This is a genomic window from Methylorubrum populi, from assembly GCA_036946625.1.
GTDB lineage: Bacteria > Pseudomonadota > Alphaproteobacteria > Rhizobiales > Beijerinckiaceae > Methylobacterium > Methylobacterium populi_C.
Genome location: JAQIIU010000003.1, coordinates 1,988,227 through 2,004,581, shown reverse-complemented (window position 1 = coordinate 2,004,581; position 16,355 = coordinate 1,988,227). Strand labels below are relative to the sequence as shown.

The 16,355-nt window shown below is 63.5% G+C and carries 12 protein-coding genes and 1 pseudogene; 9 read left to right on the top strand and 4 right to left on the bottom strand.

The genetic code is table 11. The annotated features are described in order from the left end of the window. The first annotated feature begins 131 nt into the window (after positions 1-131). The 5 genes and pseudogenes from PGN25_20815 to PGN25_20795 all read left to right on the top strand — a co-directional run bounded on the left by PGN25_20815 (position 132) and on the right by PGN25_20795 (position 6,471). The gene (locus PGN25_20815) at positions 132-1,559 is read left to right on the top strand and encodes an N-6 DNA methylase (protein ID MEH3119953.1); all 1,428 of its coding nucleotides are present in this window, start codon (positions 132-134) and stop codon (positions 1,557-1,559) included. Continuing rightward, positions 1,556-3,106, top strand: a complete 1,551-nt coding sequence (locus PGN25_20810; protein ID MEH3119952.1) for a restriction endonuclease subunit S — start codon at positions 1,556-1,558, stop codon at positions 3,104-3,106. Before PGN25_20815 ends, PGN25_20810 begins: the two co-directional genes overlap by 4 nt. Position 3,107: 1 nt before the next feature. Continuing rightward, positions 3,108-4,802, top strand: coding sequence for an AAA family ATPase (locus PGN25_20805; GenBank protein ID MEH3119951.1), 1,695 nt, complete (start codon positions 3,108-3,110; stop codon positions 4,800-4,802). Continuing rightward, positions 4,799-5,650, top strand: a complete 852-nt coding sequence (locus PGN25_20800; protein ID MEH3119950.1) for a hypothetical protein — start codon at positions 4,799-4,801, stop codon at positions 5,648-5,650. Before PGN25_20805 ends, PGN25_20800 begins: the two co-directional genes overlap by 4 nt. Before the next feature lie 63 nt (positions 5,651-5,713). Continuing rightward, a pseudogene (locus tag PGN25_20795) lies at positions 5,714-6,471 on the top strand (IS5 family transposase). Between the two features lie 28 nt (positions 6,472-6,499). Here PGN25_20795 and PGN25_20790 read toward each other — a convergent pair. The 4 genes from PGN25_20790 to PGN25_20775 form a co-directional block, all read right to left on the bottom strand. Then, positions 6,500-8,005 carry an IS66 family transposase gene (locus PGN25_20790; GenBank protein MEH3119949.1) on the bottom strand — a complete coding sequence of 502 codons (1,506 nt, stop codon included), beginning with the start codon at positions 8,003-8,005 and terminating at the stop codon, positions 6,500-6,502. A 102-nt stretch (positions 8,006-8,107) separates the two neighbouring features. Next, positions 8,108-8,455: an IS66 family insertion sequence element accessory protein TnpB gene (gene tnpB, locus PGN25_20785; protein ID MEH3119948.1), complete on the bottom strand. Its 348-nt coding sequence runs from the start codon at positions 8,453-8,455 to the stop codon at positions 8,108-8,110. Beyond that, positions 8,452-8,841 (bottom strand): transposase, encoded by a 390-nt coding sequence (locus PGN25_20780; GenBank protein MEH3119947.1) that lies wholly within the window; start codon positions 8,839-8,841, stop codon positions 8,452-8,454. The genes tnpB and PGN25_20780 overlap by 4 nt, the downstream gene beginning before the upstream one ends. A 181-nt stretch (positions 8,842-9,022) precedes the next feature. Continuing rightward, positions 9,023-11,254, bottom strand: a complete 2,232-nt coding sequence (locus PGN25_20775; protein ID MEH3119946.1) for a hypothetical protein — start codon at positions 11,252-11,254, stop codon at positions 9,023-9,025. Between the two features lie 99 nt (positions 11,255-11,353). Here PGN25_20775 and PGN25_20770 point away from each other — a divergent pair, with 99 nt between their 5' ends. From PGN25_20770 to PGN25_20755, 4 genes are all read left to right on the top strand, one after another. Then, on the top strand, positions 11,354-12,412 hold the full coding sequence (locus tag PGN25_20770; protein MEH3119945.1) for an IS630 family transposase: 1,059 nt from the start codon (positions 11,354-11,356) through the stop codon (positions 12,410-12,412). 388 nt (positions 12,413-12,800) lie between these two features. Further along, a complete protein-coding gene (locus PGN25_20765) occupies positions 12,801-13,592 on the top strand; it encodes an ArdC-like ssDNA-binding domain-containing protein (GenBank protein ID MEH3119944.1) in 792 nt (263 codons plus the stop codon). A 207-nt stretch (positions 13,593-13,799) separates the two neighbouring features. Continuing rightward, positions 13,800-14,708 (top strand): tyrosine-type recombinase/integrase, encoded by a 909-nt coding sequence (locus PGN25_20760; protein ID MEH3119943.1) that lies wholly within the window; start codon positions 13,800-13,802, stop codon positions 14,706-14,708. 4 nt (positions 14,709-14,712) lie between these two features. Further along, on the top strand, positions 14,713-15,933 hold the full coding sequence (locus PGN25_20755) for an IS91 family transposase (GenBank protein ID MEH3119942.1): 1,221 nt from the start codon (positions 14,713-14,715) through the stop codon (positions 15,931-15,933). Positions 15,934-16,355: the final 422 nt, after the last annotated feature.

The following is a 16,355-nucleotide window of genomic DNA, read 5'->3' as shown; positions in this document are numbered from 1 at the left end:
TCGCGAGCAGCCTAGCCAAGTATCACTCATTCGCGAAAGTGACCGGATTAACATCGCGGCTGTGCTTGCACGACGAGGAGGTCATCTAGGCAGAACGTGGTTTGCCAACACCGCATATTGGGAGGCTGCCGATGACGAAGACTAAGAACAGAAGCAGCAGCGAGCTAGTTCGGCGCATTTGGGCACTTTGTCATATCCTGCGCGGTGACGGAGTGAGTTACCACGAATATATTTCTGAGTTAACTTATCTTCTTTTCTTAAAAATCGCGGATGAGACCGGAACTGAAGCTGCGCTTCCTGAGGGACATAGGTGGCGAGATCTCGTAAATTATAAAGGGCCTGATCTTCTCGTTTTTTATCGAGACATGCTGACCTATCTCGGTGGTCACGCTACGAATCCAATCGTTCAAGAGATTTATGCCTTCCCGACAACCGTCTTCTCTCACCAGGAGAACCTCCGTGCTGTGATCGCAGGCTTGGCCAAGCTCGACTGGCATTCTGTCGATGCAGACGGCATGGGCGACATCTATGAGGGGCTTCTCTCAAGGAACTCGCAAGACGCACGGTCTGGCGCGGGTCAATATTTTACACCACGTTCCTTAGTTGATTGTATGGTACGCCTCACTCAGCCTGAACTTGGTAAGGTTATCCAGGATCCCTCTTGTGGGACAGGCGGCTTCCTCATTGCAGCGAAGCAGTTTGCGGAAGAGCGATCGCCCGAGATTTACGCTAGCAACCCACCTCGTTTTGAAGGAATTGAGATTGAGAAGGGAACGTATCGCATTTGCCAAATGAACTCATTTCTTCATGGTTTAGATGCAAAGTTAGTATTAGGCGACGCACTTACATCCGACGTGGAGTTTTTGTCTCCCGCAGACCTCGTGCTCGCAAATCCCCCGTTTGGCAACAAGTCTGGAAGTGCGCGAGCTGTTCGTCGCGATCTACCGAGGCGTACAGCAAATAAACAACTTGCATTTCTTCAACACATTCGCCTTGGACTAAATAATGGAGGAAGAGCTGCGGTCGTCGTGCCGGACAATGTTCTTTTTGAAAGTGGAGTCGGTCGTGCGATACGAACGGACTTGATGGACGACTGCGACCTTCACACAGTTCTACGGTTACCCAATGGGATTTTCTATAGTCAAGGCGTAAATACTAACGTCTTATTCTTCACTCGTCGGAGCGGTGTAGCCGAAAATTCAGACCGGGTTTGGGTCTACGATATGAGGACGTCGATGCCGAGATTTGGCAAGACGCGCCCCCTCCGCCCGGATCATTTTGCTGAATTCGAGGAGTTGTACGGCACTGACCCGAATGGCAGATCTCCTCGGTCGGTTTCGAGCAGCAGGGAGCGATGGCGCTCCTATAACCGCGCCGAACTAGCCGCCCGCGATGACAACTTAGACTTGGTCTGGCTCGCGCCACGCGAGAACGATAGCGACATGATGGATGCGACTGCCCAGGATTTCGCCGGTGCGATCCTCTTCCACCTTCAGAGCGCCATGGCCGAGATCGAATTACTCACCGAGGAGTTACCGTCCGATGAGGCCGCGCGTTGACCGAGCTACCAAAAGGCTGGGTCCGGACAACCATCGGCATGATCGCCGACCTCGCGAACGGACGCGCCTTCAAGCCGTCGGACTGGACACGCGAGGGTCTCCCGATCATTCGCATTCAGAATTTGAACCGCCCGGACGCTGCATTCAATCATTTCTCCGGCCCTGTGTCGGAACGACATATCGTGGAAGATGGAGATTTGCTCTTCGCTTGGTCGGGCACGCCGGGCACGTCCTTCGGCGCACACATCTGGCGTGGCCCCACTGCCGTGCTGAATCAGCATATTTTCAACATCCGCGTGAGCCCTGACCACATCGACCGCGACTTCTTACGCCTCGCGATCAACCAGACGCTCGACGAGCAGATCGCGAAGGCGCACGGCGGGGCCGGGCTGCGTCACGTCACCAGAAAAGCATTCGAAGAGACAGAGATCGCGCTCCCGCCTCTGACGGAACAGCGACGGATCGTCGAGCGTGTCCGTTCGCTAGAAGAACGCGTGGCTCTCGGTCAGGCTGGTCTGGATGAAGCCCTTCGATCGGTCGGCGGGGCGCGAACGGCGCTCCTTCAGGGTGTCTACGCTCTTACCCTCCTGCCTGTCGAACGTCGCGCTCGGTACGGCGACGAAGTAGCCACAGTCTCTGTCGGGGAGGTCACAACCGACATGACATATGGATCATCGACAAAGTCCGAAAAAACCGGAACAATCCCGGTGCTTCGTATGGGAAACATACAAGCCGGCGAACTCGATTGGTCTGACCTAGTGTATACCTCCAACGCCGACGAGATCGAGCGCTACGCTTTGCGTCCCGGTGACGTGTTGTTCAACCGGACCAACAGTCCTCAGCAAGTCGGCAAGACCGCAGTCTACCGCGGCGAACGGACCGCCATTTTTGCTGGATATCTTATCAGGGTCCGCTGTTCCCGGCGAATGTCGCCCGACTTCCTTGCACATTGCCTCAACAGTCCAGCGGGTAGGCAGTACAGCTGGCTTGTGAAGAGTGACGGCGTTAGTCAGTCTAACATCAACTCACAAAAGCTTATAGCTTTCCGGCTTCCATGCCCATCGCTAGAAGACCAAAACTTCATCGTCGAGGTCGTGCGTACCGGCACGGCGCGGCTGAAAACGGTAGAACATCAGGTCGACCTTGCAAGAGAAGTGCTCGGTCGCCTCCATCGCCGCACGATCGGCTACGCTCTGTCCGGACGACTCGGCACCGGCGACCTGGGTGACGAGCCCGCAAGCATACAGGTCGAGCGACTCATCGAGGCAAAGCGCGCGCGCGATCTCAGCGAGCCCACGATACACCCAGGAACGGCGCCTATGAAACGTAACGTGACTGAGATTCTATCCGAGGCAGACGATTGGCTTCCAGCTCAGGAGGTCGCCCGACTCTACGGCCTCTCCTTCGGCGCGACGCCGGAGGACATCGAACCGTTTTACGCGGAACTCCGCGAGTTAGACGTAGCTGGGCAGCTGGCCGTCAAGGCGGTTGCGGACGACCGTGGCACCAAACTCAGCGAATTGCTTCGGCTGAAAGCTAGCCTCTGAAATGCGCGTCGATAAGCTCAGGATCGGGAGCGCGAAGGATAGTCCGACGCACCAGTTCAAGAACTTGAAGAACGTAACCATTGACTTTGATCAGGGCGAGTGGGTCACCGTTGTGATCGGGTGGAATGGCACTGGCAAGTCAAACGTCCTCGAGGCGCTTGCAATTATCTTCCGCGAGCTCATCGATCCGCGTCGAACGCTACGCATCGGGTTCGCCTTCGAACTTTCTTACCGCATCGGGCAAGGCGATCTGCAACGTTCGGTTACCATAGTCCACGATCCTGACGAGCGCCAGCGGTTTACGATCACGGTTACGCCGGGTGTATCGACGTCTTCGGCGGAGCAGCAAGTGCCTCGACGGATGCGCATCAATACCTTTCTGAAGGATGAGTCCAATCTCCCCCGGTACGTGTTCTGCTACTACTCCGGCGAGAGTTCGAGGATGCACGAAGTCTTCGCGCCTTACCTGCAATGGTACGATGAGCGGCTTCGTAGGGGACAGGATCCGGGTCTGAAGCGGCTCTTCTATGCACTCCCAGTTCACAGCCAATTCGTTCTTCTCGCCTTCATGATTGGCGGGTCGGAAGCCGCGACAGATCTGCTCCGCGATCACCTTGGCTTGAATTCTGAGGAGGGGCTTGAATGGGTTTTGTTCGTATTACGCCAACCTCCATGGCCACCGCACCCCGACGGCGATCCCCGTTTCTGGGGTGCTCGGGGCGTCGTGAGCGGTTTCCTAGATCGTCTCCAGGACGTGGCACTCGCGCCGATCGACGTGCAGCGTCGAGTCAACACGTCCTTGTGGAACAAGGAAACATTGGAGTTTAAATATCTGTTCATCAAGGACATCGCAGCACTGCGCCGTCTTGTCGGCGAACAATCGCCAGCTCATTTTTTCAGGGACTTGGAAAGCACTTATGTATCGCAGTTGATCGACGAAGTTCGAATCAAGGTGAGACTCAGTCAACGGGACGGAACAGTGACCTTTCGCGAACTGAGCGAGGGCGAGCGGCAGCTCTTGACAGTGCTTGGACTGTTACGCTTCACCGCCGAAGATGAAAGTCTCATCTTGCTAGACGAGCCTGATACGCATCTTAATCCTAAGTGGAGCGTCGAATACCTCGAATTTCTAAGGAAGTTTATCGGTGGCTCGGCGCAGGAAGGCATCTCCTCACGCGAGACGGAAACGAGCCACGTCATTCTAACGACACATAATCCTATCGCGATTGCCGAACTATCGCGTGAACAGGTTCAGATCTTGCGGACGCAGACGGAGGACGGCAAACGCAGAGTTGTTGCCGTCTTCCCTGACGTCGATCCTCGCGGGATGGGGTATGCTGCGATCGTCACGAGTGAGATGTTCGGCATCGCCTCTCACCTAGACAAACCCACTCAGCGTGACCTTGAGGTGCAACGAAACCTTTCGGGTAAGGGCGAACTGACGGTCGATGAACAGAGCGAACTTAATGCTGTAAATCATCGATTGGACCAACTCGGCTTCCGCTTCCTATACCCTGATGACGAGTATTCGAGATACCTCCGGCTCCGCAGCGAGTATCTGCAAGAAATTTTCGGCACTCGCGACGCCTTGAAGCTGGCGGGCCGTGTCGTCGAGATGACTCTTGAGGAGCGAGAGGCGCTTGCCAAACGGCTCATCGCTGGCTTGGTCGAGAGTGAGCAGGATCCATTCGATTGAGGCACGTTGACCTCGAAGACCTCCGGTTACCAGACGGCTGGGCGAATGAGGCGCAAGCTGCAACGCATGCCATTCTGGGCGGAGCGCCGCCATCGGACTTCGACGGCATCTGGCGCGACCTGAAGCAACGTCTCGCGGCACTGCTGCACGACAAGTGCTGGTTTTGCGAAACGCCCGTGACGCGTTCTGACAACGCGGTAGACCATTTCCGCCCTAAAAGCCGGGTCAGCGATGCTGCGAACGCGCATCAAGGCTATCGCTGGCTCACTTTTGCAGCCGCAAACTTCCGTTTTGCTTGTACCTTCTGCAACAGTCGTCGCATCGACGTCGAGCATGGCACGGCTGGCGGCAAGGCGGACCGCTTTCCGCTGGTTCACGAAGCCAATAGGGTCTACGGAGTTGTTGCCGCAGATCTGGACTTCGACGACCTGCTCGCCACGGTTCAAGCTGAACGACCTGGGTTGCTCGATCCTTGTAATTTGGATGATTGGCGCCTTCTGGGATGCAAGCGCGAGAACGGAAACCCATGTGCGACAAGCGACGATCCCGAAGTCGTCACTCGTGTTAACACCTCCATCGAAGTGTATCATCTCGATCACGAGCCGACTTGTAAGCAACGTCATACTGTTTCGGGTATGCTGCTCCGGACAGTCCGGAAAGCCAAGGCAAGATTTCTGACCATCGACCCTTCTGATCCAGGTACAATCAGAGCTTTCGAAGCTTCTGCCCTCGAGATAAAGCGCATGATCGCACGCAAAGCCCCTTACAGTGGAGAGATGCGCTTCCTCCTTGGCGGACAACGCTCGGATCTTCATCCATGGATCCAGCGGCTACTCGAGGACGGTTAGGGCGTGTCGTCACCTGAACCTGCGTGCGGTGCTGGCGTTTCCCTCGATGGGCGGGGGGACGCGATGCTGAGCGACGCGCAATGGAGCAAGCTGGAGCCGCTGGTCGATGCGTGCCGGCCGAAGGGCAAGACGCCGTTGCAGGATCTGCGTCGTACACTCAGCGCGATCCTCTGGCGGCATGAGAACGGCGCGAAGTGGCGCGCCATCCCAGCGGACCTTGGGCCATGGTGGCGAGCGGCGCAGGTGTTCATTCGCTGGGCGCGACTTGGGGTCTGGGAGCGGCTGCTTGCGCTGGTGCAGGAGTAGGGCATGTCGCTCGGGCTGACGTTCCTCGACGGGACGAACGTGCGTGCGCACCAGAAGGCGGCGCGCGCTGCGCGAAGGGGGGATCTGGGGCCGAGCGAGACCATCGTGAGGCACTTGGTCGGTCTCGTGGGGGCTATGGCACCAAGGCTTGCGTGATCGCCGACGGGCAAGGTCGCGCCATCGCCTTCCGCATCGCGCCGGGGCAGGCAAACGAACTCCCGCACGCCGTGCCGCTGCTCGAACGCCTACCGGGCGTGCCGCTCTGGGTCGTGGCGGATCGGGGCTATTCCAGCCACGCCTTCCGCCAGCACATCCGGGATGCGGGGGCGCGGCCGGCGATCCCCACCAAGCGCAACGAGGCACCGGTCGCCTGCCCCGACTGGATCTACAACAACCGCAACGTCGTCGAACGTCTCTGGGCGCGGCTCAAGGAGTGGCGCGCCGTGGCTACCCGCTACGAGAAAACCGCCGCAAGCTTCATGGGCGTGCTCTGCTTCGCCGTACGCTTCCGGTGAAGGCCGCGTTGTCCTCTGAGGTGGTGTGTCAGGCGGCGACCTGCTTGGGTTGAGGCGGGGTCCAGTTCCAGGGCAGCAGATCGTCGATGTGCCGGGTCGGATGGCCGGGCAGACGGCTGAGGATGTCGGCAAGCCAGGCTTGTGGGTCGGCACCATTGAGCTTGGCGGTCTCGATCAGCGTGTAGAGTGCCGCAGCGCGATGGCCGCCCGCGTCTGAGCCGGCGAAGGTCCAGTTGCGGCGGCCTACCGCGATCGGCCGGATCGCCCGTTCGGCGGCGTTGTTTGAGAGGCAGGCGCGCCCGTCGTCGAGGAAGAGGATGAAGGCGCTCCAGCGCTTGAGCATGTAGTCGATCGCTTGCGCCACCGGAGCCTTGGCCGAGAGCTTGGCACGGTTGGCCAGCAGCCACGCCTTCAACTCGGCGACGAGGGCGGCCGAGCGGGCGCTTCGATGCGCACGGCGGTCGTCCGGTCCGAGGCCAATGATGGTGCGCTCGAGCGCGAAGATCGCGTCGATCCGCGCCACCGCTTCGATGGCGATCGGAGCCTTCCTCAGGTCAGCCAGCTCGAAGAACTTGCGCCGGGCATGCGCCCAGCAAGCCGCCTCGCGGAGCGGGCCTGGTTTGCGACCGGGCTCGTACAGCCGACCGAACCCGGAGAAGGCATCCGCCTGCACGATGCCGTGGAAATCGCCCAGCCAGGTCTCGGCATGCGCGCCAGAGCGGTCGGGGGAGTAGAAGTAGGCCACAGCCGGCGGCTCGGGACCGCCGAAGGGTCGGTCGTCACGCACCACCGTCCAGAGCCGCCCCGTGCGGGTCTTGCCCTTGGCCAGGACCGGTACGGGCGTGTCGTCGAGATGCAGGCGCTCAGCCCCTCGAACATGGGCCTCGATCCGGGTGACCAGGGGCGACAGGGCGGTCGTCACCGCTCCGACCCAGCCGGCCAGCGTCGAGACGTCGATCGGTACGCCCTCGTGGGCGAAGCGCTGGCTCTGGCGATGCAGCGGCAGGTGCAGGCCGAACTTGGCCATCATCACCTCGGCGAGGAGGTTCGGGCCCGCTCGTCCGCGCGGGATCGGATGGAACGGGGCCGGAGCCTGCGCGATCGTCTCGCAGTCGCTGCACGAGAAGCGCTCGCGTACGTGCTGGATCACGACCCAGCGCGCCGGGATCCGCTCCAGGGTCTCGGTGACGTCCTCGCCGAGGTGACGAAGGCGCGTTCCGCCGCAACACGCGCAGGTCGTCGGGCCGGGATGGACGACGCGCTCGCGCGGCAGGTGCTCGGGCAGAGGCCGGCGGGCGGGCTTGCGCCGCGAGGAAGCCGCACCGGAGAGTGCTTCGGGCTCGGCGGCCGCCTGCGCTTGGGTCTCGGCCAGCGTCTCCTCCAGATCCTCCAGGACGAGTTCGAGCTGGTCGATCCGGGCGCTGCGCTCCGAGGAGGTCCCGAACCGTTCTCGCCGCAGCCGGGCGACCTCCAGCTTCAGCCGTTCGACCGCGATCTCCGAGGCAAGCCGGGCCGCCCGCTCGGCCAGGATCATGGCGTGGGCGGCGGCAAGATCCGTGGGAAGCGGCGGGGGCTCGGGCGCGTTCGGCACGCTTGAGAGAAGAGCATATTCTTCAAGCGCTGTAACGCGTTATCCTCAGCCGAGAGCGCTCGGACGCCAGCTCTCCTGCGGCATCCGCCAGTCGATACCCGAGAGCAGGTAGCCGAGTTGCGCCGTCGAGATCGTCACGGCTCCATCCGCCACCGAGGGCCACAGGAAACGGCCGCGGTCGAGCCGCTTTGTGTAGAGACACGCGCCCTGGCCATCGTGCCAGATCACCTTGATCAGGTCGCCGCGCCGTCCGCGGAACACGAACAGATGCCCGCCATGGGGATCGCGCTTGAGCGTCTCCTGGACGATCAGGCCCAAACTGGAAAAGCCTTTGCGCATGTCGGTGTGGCCAGTGGCCAGCCAAACCCGCACGTTGGCCGGCAGCGGGATCATCGGCCCTCCAGGGCGTCGAGCACCCGCCGAAGCGCCGCGGCATCGACGTCGGAGCCGACCCGAACGCGCCGGCCTCTGCCGAGATCGATCTCGATCACCCCGCCGGAGCGACGGCCGCGGTTGGGCTCTCGACCAGGCTCGACCGTCATCGCGGCGGGCGTGGGAGCGATCACGACGGGGACTAGCGCTGGCGTGGGAGCACCGACACGCTCGCACAGCAACTTGCGCCAGCGGAACAGCTGACTGACGTGGAGACCGGCCCGGCGGGCGACATCCGAGGTCGACACACCCGGTTCAAACGAAGCGGCAACCAACCGCTCCTTCTCCGCCCGCGTCCAGCGTCGACGCCGCTCGGCTCTCACCAGTTCGATACCCGCCTGGGTCATGCTCAAGGTCCTAGGATTACTCCTATGACCTCAGCCTCAACGGGCCAGCTCACAAGGTGGCCTTCGCCGGATGCGTACGCTTCGCCGCTGCCATCGATTGGCTCAGGTGGCGACAGGCCCTAGGCCACGAGGTGGCACGTCAGGCCCAATGGCAATCAGGCTGGGAGGTCGCGAAATTGCCTCAGACCGTTGGCAGGGGTGGGAAGCGGAAGAAACTGATCGCGTCGAAGGTCAAATCGGACGAGCGGCGCGTCATCAGGAGCAGGAGGCAGTCCGTCGCGCCGAGCGTCTTTGCCAAGTCGGACGCCATGCATCGAGCGTTCAGCGTCCAAGTTTGAGCATCTTCCGGCCGGTTCCTCGCGAAGTGGACGGCCACGACGAACACACGGTCGCCGACCGCCGCGCGACACGAGAGCGTGTTGCCCTTACCCCGCCCCCCGCCCGAGCGCCAACGACGCACGCGTCGCTCGACTTCGGACAGAGCGGAGGGTTGTTGATTCAAGATCGTGAACAGCTTGTCGAAGCGGTGCCGATCTAATGTCGCATGAATTTCTTCGGCGATGCGGCGCCATATTCGGGGAAGCTGCACTCCCGGCGTTGCGAAGGCAGTTCGATCAGACCGCGGCTCCTTCCGGCCGCGCACCGCCGCGTCGGCGTATAGGAATAGCACTTGGCGGCCGGCGAGCGCGTGGGCATCGATAGCGAAGCCGTTGGACAGATACATTGACAGGAGATCCTGCTCGTCTGCTACGAAGTCCAGCACGTCGTCAATCGTCGAACGCCGGGTCAGGTAGTGCAGGAAGGCCACCTCTGTATCGAGAAAAGCCGACAGCATGCGCAATTCACCAAGGGTTAAAATTGGTGCCCAGTCTTGATCGGCACCTAACAAACCAAGTTCTCGAAAGAGCCGCCCGCTGCTTGTTACGGACGCGAACTGCTCCACGCAGAGACCGAATTTGTAGACTACACATGGACCGCTCGACTCGATCCGGACTTCTACGCCGTCGCGATCGACAAGCGTCACTGCCCCGGGTCCCCGCGCGAGAACCGCCTCCAGGCGCGCTGCCTGCTCGCCCGGCTCTACGTATAATTCGCGAAAGTTCGTGCGGAGGCTCGCGACTCCGCCGCGCCGTGAAGCTGGCTTCAACCGTCCGGACTTCGCCTCGACGACAAGGACGTGCATCCCGACGACTGCGACAACGTCGTTCTCGAACGCCTTGCCGGTATCAGGGTCGATCCAGCTCACCCCCCGGTGGACTCGTGCCGATGGAAGGGACTCGCCAATAATCCGTTCGGCCTCGTCCTCGAGGTATCGCGAGCGAGCGTCCGCATAGGCTTTCAAGAGACGCTCATCGTGACCGATTACTCTCTCCATGATGGCGAACGGGAAGCTTACCAGCAGCACTGGGAGCGGGAGGAACAGCGTGTCGGCGTCGAGCGCGATGAATGGCTGGCGCCAAATTGGGTTCTCAAGGTAAAGACGATCCGAGTCTCCGGCGGTGAGACTTCCAGCTTTCAGTGAGCATGAGAACAGAGCCGCCGTGATGAGCGTGCCGAAGCGCTCGACTAGCTCGGTCCGAGTGAGCGTGAAAAGCGGCGTACACAGCATTTCGGCGAGCTGGAAGCCGGCCATGCCGCGCGCTTCCTGTGTCTCCGATCGGGCACCCGTGAGGCACCACATGCGCCGAGCGATCTCGGAGCTATCAATCAAATCACCGACCGCACCTTCGACGTCGCGTCCCTCGCGCAAAACCTGCTCGCGCGCGATGCGCTCTGCGAACCGGTCACCTACGTCTAGGAACATTGAGTAGAGCGCCCGGGCGAAGTCCGACAGCGTGAAACCGAGACGCGCTCTCGATGCAACGTCCATATGCTTGAGCAACGCTGGGACAATCTCCATCGCATCGTCGCTATTGAACAGGTTGCGATAAAATATCGTGTGCAGCCGAACGCGGCGCGCCAATTCGTCATCGTGCGTGCTGTTGGGATTTAGATTGCTCGATGCGAGATATGCCATGAGATTTTCTCGAAGGAGCTTCCGAAGTCGCACAATCGACTTGGGTGAGGTCGGCACCGGTTTCCCATGGCCAGCGCGCAGAACGAAGGCTTGCAGGAGTTCGACGTGAACCTGATCGAGGCCGGACGCTCCTGGTCCCAAGGAGGGGCCGCCGATCATCTCTCGCAGCAACTGCTCGCCCGACTTGGCGAGCAGTGCGATGGGGTCGCGGACTTCGAGGAATGCGACGATATGGTCTCGCGTTTTGGCCACCGCCGCAACGGGGTCTCCTTCGAACGAGCTGCCGATCTGAGAAGCGAGATCAATTTCCCCATAGCCTGGGATTGCGGCAATAGCTTTATCTGGGCGGAAGCCGCCTGCGCGCCCTCTTGGTCCTTGCGAACTTCTGCGCGTCATGTTGGTGCCGGTCCCCTTTCGCTAAAATCATATACCGCGACTCGGAAGGAATCCCGTTTTTGGGTTTTCGGCCGCGGGTTTGCATGATTCCCTACGGGGATGGCAGGACTGATTCTGTCTCCCGCCGACCGGGCGCATTTCCTGGTGCTGATGCGGGGCCAGCTCAACAGCGCGGTGCATCGGCGCTTGAACGTGCTTCTGTTGCTCGACGACGGCTGGACGCCGGCCCGGATCGCCGCGGCGCTCTACCTCGACGAGAGCACGGTGGCCGAGCACCGCACGCTCTACCGGGAGCGCGGCCGGGCCGGCGTGGAAAGCTTGAGCTACACGGGACGGGTCTCGCGCCTGTCGGCCGCTGAGCGCACGGCCTTGTCGGACTGGGTCGCCGCCGAGGTGCCTCAGACAGCCAAGGCCGTGTGCGCCCAGGTGCAAGCGATGTTCGACTTGTCCTATGGACCGCACGCGATGGCCCGGCTTCTCGGGCCGATCGGATTCGTGTTCAAGAAGCCCAAATGCGTGCCGGCCAAGGCGGATGCTCGCATCCAGCAGGCCTTCCTCGACGCTACGCTGACCCCGCTGATGCAAGCGGCCGGGCCGGACGCGCCGCTCGACTTCGTGGACGGCTGCCATCCCTCCTATACGGGGCGGCCCGCTCACGGCTGGATCCGGCGGGGCGCCACCGTCGAACTGAAGTCCAACCATGGCCGCACCCGGCTCAACCTCAACGGCGCTCTCTCCTGGCCGGATCGCAGCCTGATCCACCATCAGGAGGAGAAGATCACCAGCGCGGCGATGATCCGCCTGTTCGAGACCCTCGCGGCCCGCCATCCGGCGGCCGAGAGCGTCACGGTCGTGCTCGACAACGCCCGCTACAATCGCTCGCGCGAACTGAGGACGGGGCGCGACCAGCCTGACGGTCGCCTGCGGCTGGTCTATCTGCCGTCCTACGCGCCCAACCTGAACCTGATCGAGCGCTTCTGGCACTTCATGAAGCGCAAGGTGCTGTTCAACAAGGCGTATGCCAAGTTCGCGCTGTTCAAGCAGGCCTTCGACGACTTCTTCGAGCGCCTGCATGAGCATGAGGCCGACCTGGCCAGCCTCATCACGGACCGCTTCCACCTCATCGGGCAGACCGAGACCGGGATTCTATCCGCTTAGGGGTATATCAGCGGGCGCGTACTACGGATGCCCATCGCGCAACGTGTGAGTCCAGGTGTGCCCTCGGCGAGGAGCTTCGGACGTGCGTCGCGAGCCAGACGAATCCGCTAGGCCAGTAATGGGGAACGCCTTCCCCTGCGGTCGAGCCCCAAGGTCTCGTCCGACCCCTTCAGGCGGGACTGACGCCCCACAATCCCCCGCTGGAATAGACGAGGAGGTCGCGACATCAACCCGGATTGGCCGCAAGGAGCGATCGATGGGCGGCGGCCCTGTCGCAGGCCGCGCTGGTGCGCCCGCAGGCGCGAGAGGAAGAGGGCTGCGGCTGTCGCCGTGACGGGTCAGGAGGTCGAGAGAGAGGCTCCCGGCCGGCCCGTCGCGGAGATCCGCGATGTCACGATCTTCCTCTCAGCGCTCCAGCCACCCGCCATCGGAGCGCCCGAACCTCTACGACGAGATCACCGCGACTATCATCGCGGAGCTTGAGGCCGGACGACTGCCCTGGGTCCAGCCCTGGGGCACATCCGGCATCGCCGCGCCGCTGTCGATGCCGCGCAACGCGGCGACCGGGCGCGGCTATTCGGGCATCAACGTCCTCATCCTCTGGGGCGCGGTGGTCAACCGCGGCTACTCCTCTCAAAGCTGGCTGACGTTTTGCCAGGCGCTCGGCCTCGGCGGCAACGTCCGCAAGGGCGAGCGCGGCACCACCGTCGTGTACGCCGACCGCTTCGTACCCGACGACGAGAAGCGCCGCGCCCGCGACACCGGCGAGGACGCGCATGCGATCCCGTTCCTGAAGCGCTTCACCGTCTTCTCCACCGACCAGTGCGAGAACCTGCCCAAGGACCTCGTGACCGCGCCGCCGCCGGTGCCGGACGGACTGATCCTGCCGGAGGTCGAGGCACTGATCCGGGCGAGCGGCGCCGACCTGCGGCTCGGCGGCGAACGCGCCTTCTACGCGCCGGGGCTGGATTACGTCCAAGTCCCGCGGCCGGAGGCCTATTTCGAGCCGATCAACTGGCATCGTACCGCGCTCCACGAGCTCGGGCATTATGCCGAGGCCCGGATTATGCCGCATGGCCGCGCCGCGGACGGCGGGCTCGGCCATGAGCGGCCGCGGCGGCTCGGCATAACCAAGGCGGTGAGCGCTGCTTCGGCCTGTTGCATAGGGGGCAGCGCATAAGAACATGCTGAGCCCTGGAAAGGTCAGCTTCCAGGCTGTCGACAACTCAGAACCCAACGGCTGGGTCGGGTGGATGAACGAACCCGCTCGCGCGGGATGGGTGGCAGCTTCGAGGTCGGCGGATTGACCCGAACGCCCTGCGCCGATTGAGGGGCGCCCAGCTCGGGCGGACGATCCCGGCTCCCTTCCTTCGAGCGGAGCCATCCCATGACCGTCCTTGCCGTTCCCGCCGCTGCCGGCGGCTCGCTGCGTCAGCGCCTGATCGACGATATGACCCTGCGCCGGTTCTCCCGGGCGACGCAGCGCAACTACATCCGCGACGTCGGGCGGCTGGCTGCCTTCCTGCGGCGATCGCCCGATACCGCGACCGGCGACGACCTGCGCCGCTTCCAGATCGCTCAACAGGAGGTCGGCCTCGGCGTGCCGACGATGAACGCCATCGTCTCCGCCCTGCGCTTCTTCTTCGTCCACACGCTCAACCGCCCCGATCTCGCCCGCAGGCTGGTCCGCCTCAACCAGCCGCGCACCCTGCCCGATGTGCTGAGCGCCGACGAGGTCGGGCGTCTGCTCGATGCCACGGTCTGCCTGAAGCATCTCGCCGCCCTGTCGCTCGCCTACGGCGCGGGCCTGCGCGTGGCCGAGGTCGCCGCACTCAGGATCGGCGATATCGACTCGACCCGCATGATCCTGCGGATCGAACGCGGCAAGGGCGGCCGCGACCGCAATGCCATGCTGTCGGCCGATCTCCTGGACCTGCTGCGGCGCTGGTGGAGCGAGGGCCACCGGCAGGGTGTCCTGCAGCGTCAGGGCTGGCTGTTCCCCGGGCAGGACTGGGCACGGCCGATCAGCACACGCCAGCTTCACCGCGTCGTCGTCGAGACGGCGCGCGCGGCCGGGATCTCCAAGCGCGTCGGTCCCCATACCCTGCGCCACTCCTTCGCCACCCATCTCCTGGAGGACGGCGTCGACATCCGCGTCATCCAGGTCCTGCTCGGGCACAGCCGGCTCGACACCACCGCCCTCTACGCCAAGGGCGCCACCCGGACGGTGCGGGCCGTGACGAGCCCGCTCGACAGGCTCGCCCTGTTCCATAGACAGGGGCCCGCGCCGGGCTGAGACGATGCCCGCCGCGACGGCCGCCACCATCGAGCTGGCCGACGTCTTCCGCGCCGCCGGTCCGGCCTATCGCGCCGAGCAGGCCGGGCATCTGAGCCTGGATACGCTGAAGGTGATGGCGGCGATCGAGCGCTGCCGCACCGCCAGCCTCGGCGGCCACGTCGAGGGCTGCGACGCGTGCGGCCACCTGCGCGTCGCCTACAACTCCTGTCGCAACCGGCATTGCCCCCGGTGCCAGGGCGCGGCCGCCCGCGACTGGCTCGCCGCGCGCGAGGCCGACCTCCTGCCGGTCGGCTACTTCCACGTCGTCTTCACCCTGCCGGCCGAGATCGCCGCCATCGCCTTCCAGAACAAGGCCGCCGTCTACGACCTGCTGTTCCGGGCGGCGAGCACCACCATGATGCGGATCGCCGCCGACCCGAAGCACCTCGGGGCCCGCATCGGCCTCACCGCCGTGCTCCACACCTGGGGTTCGGCCATGACCCACCATCCCCATGTCCACATGATCGTCCCCGGCGGCGGCCTCTCCCCGGACGGGACCCGCTGGATCGCCGCGCGCCCCGGCTTCCTCCTGCCGGTGCGGGTGCTGGGCCTGCTGTTCCGCCGCCTGTTCCTCGAAGGGCTCGCCGCCCTCCACGCGGCCGGGGCGCTCGCCTTCTTCGGCCCCCTGGCCCCACTCTCGGATCCCAGGGCCTTCGCCCGTGCGCTCGCCCCGGTGCGCCGGAAGCGCTGGGTGGTCTACGCCAAGCCGCCCTTTGCCGGACCGAAGGCCGTCCTCGCCTATCTGGCGCGCTACACCCACCGCGTCGCCATCTCCAGCCGACGCCTCCTCGCCTTCGATGGGGCGAGCGTCAGCTTCCGCGTCAAGGACTACCGGCGCGACGAAGCCGGACGGGCACGGGTCATGACCCTGTCGGCCGCGGAGTTCATCCGGCGCTTCCTGCTTCACGTCCTGCCGCGCGGCTTCCACCGCATCCGGCACTACGGCTTCCTCACAGGCTCGAACCGGAAGGCGGTTCTAGCGCACATCCGCACCATCCTCGGCGTCCCGGCCCCGCCTCGGCCCACCGCCGACGCACCCGATCCGCCAGACGGCCCCGGCCAAGCCCGGCCGCCTTGCCCCTGCTGCGGCGGTCCCATGACGATCGTCGGAGCCTTTGCGAGGTGGCATCGGCCCCGTGGACCGCCGTTCCGCTCCCCACCGAACCGGGCGTGGACGCCATGACCCGGCATGGCCTGACGTCACCAAAGACCCGCAGAGCTGCGCTCCGGGGCACGCCTTCGCACGGGCCGACCGCCAGGATGAGCCTCACAAACGCGGTCGTCGAACCCCGGTGCGCATCGCCAGGCCCTGGGGGCCCGCCAGTCCGAGACCTCTCAGCCACACAACCGGCGAGGTTTGCCCGCCGTCGCTCCGCCACTGGGGGCGACGCCCGGCCCAAATCCCCATAGGCCCGCCCGCCATCCCGCGGGTTCGTTCATCCACGACTTTCGTACGCCTCACGGCGACCGAAACTCTTCAGGAAAGCAGACTTCAGCGCCATGCCCACTCTCGACCCCTTGCGGGCTCTCGGTGTCGATGACCGAATGCGCCGCATGGCAGATGGTCGGAATGCCGAGAGGGTGCGATGCCTGATGCAGGCGACA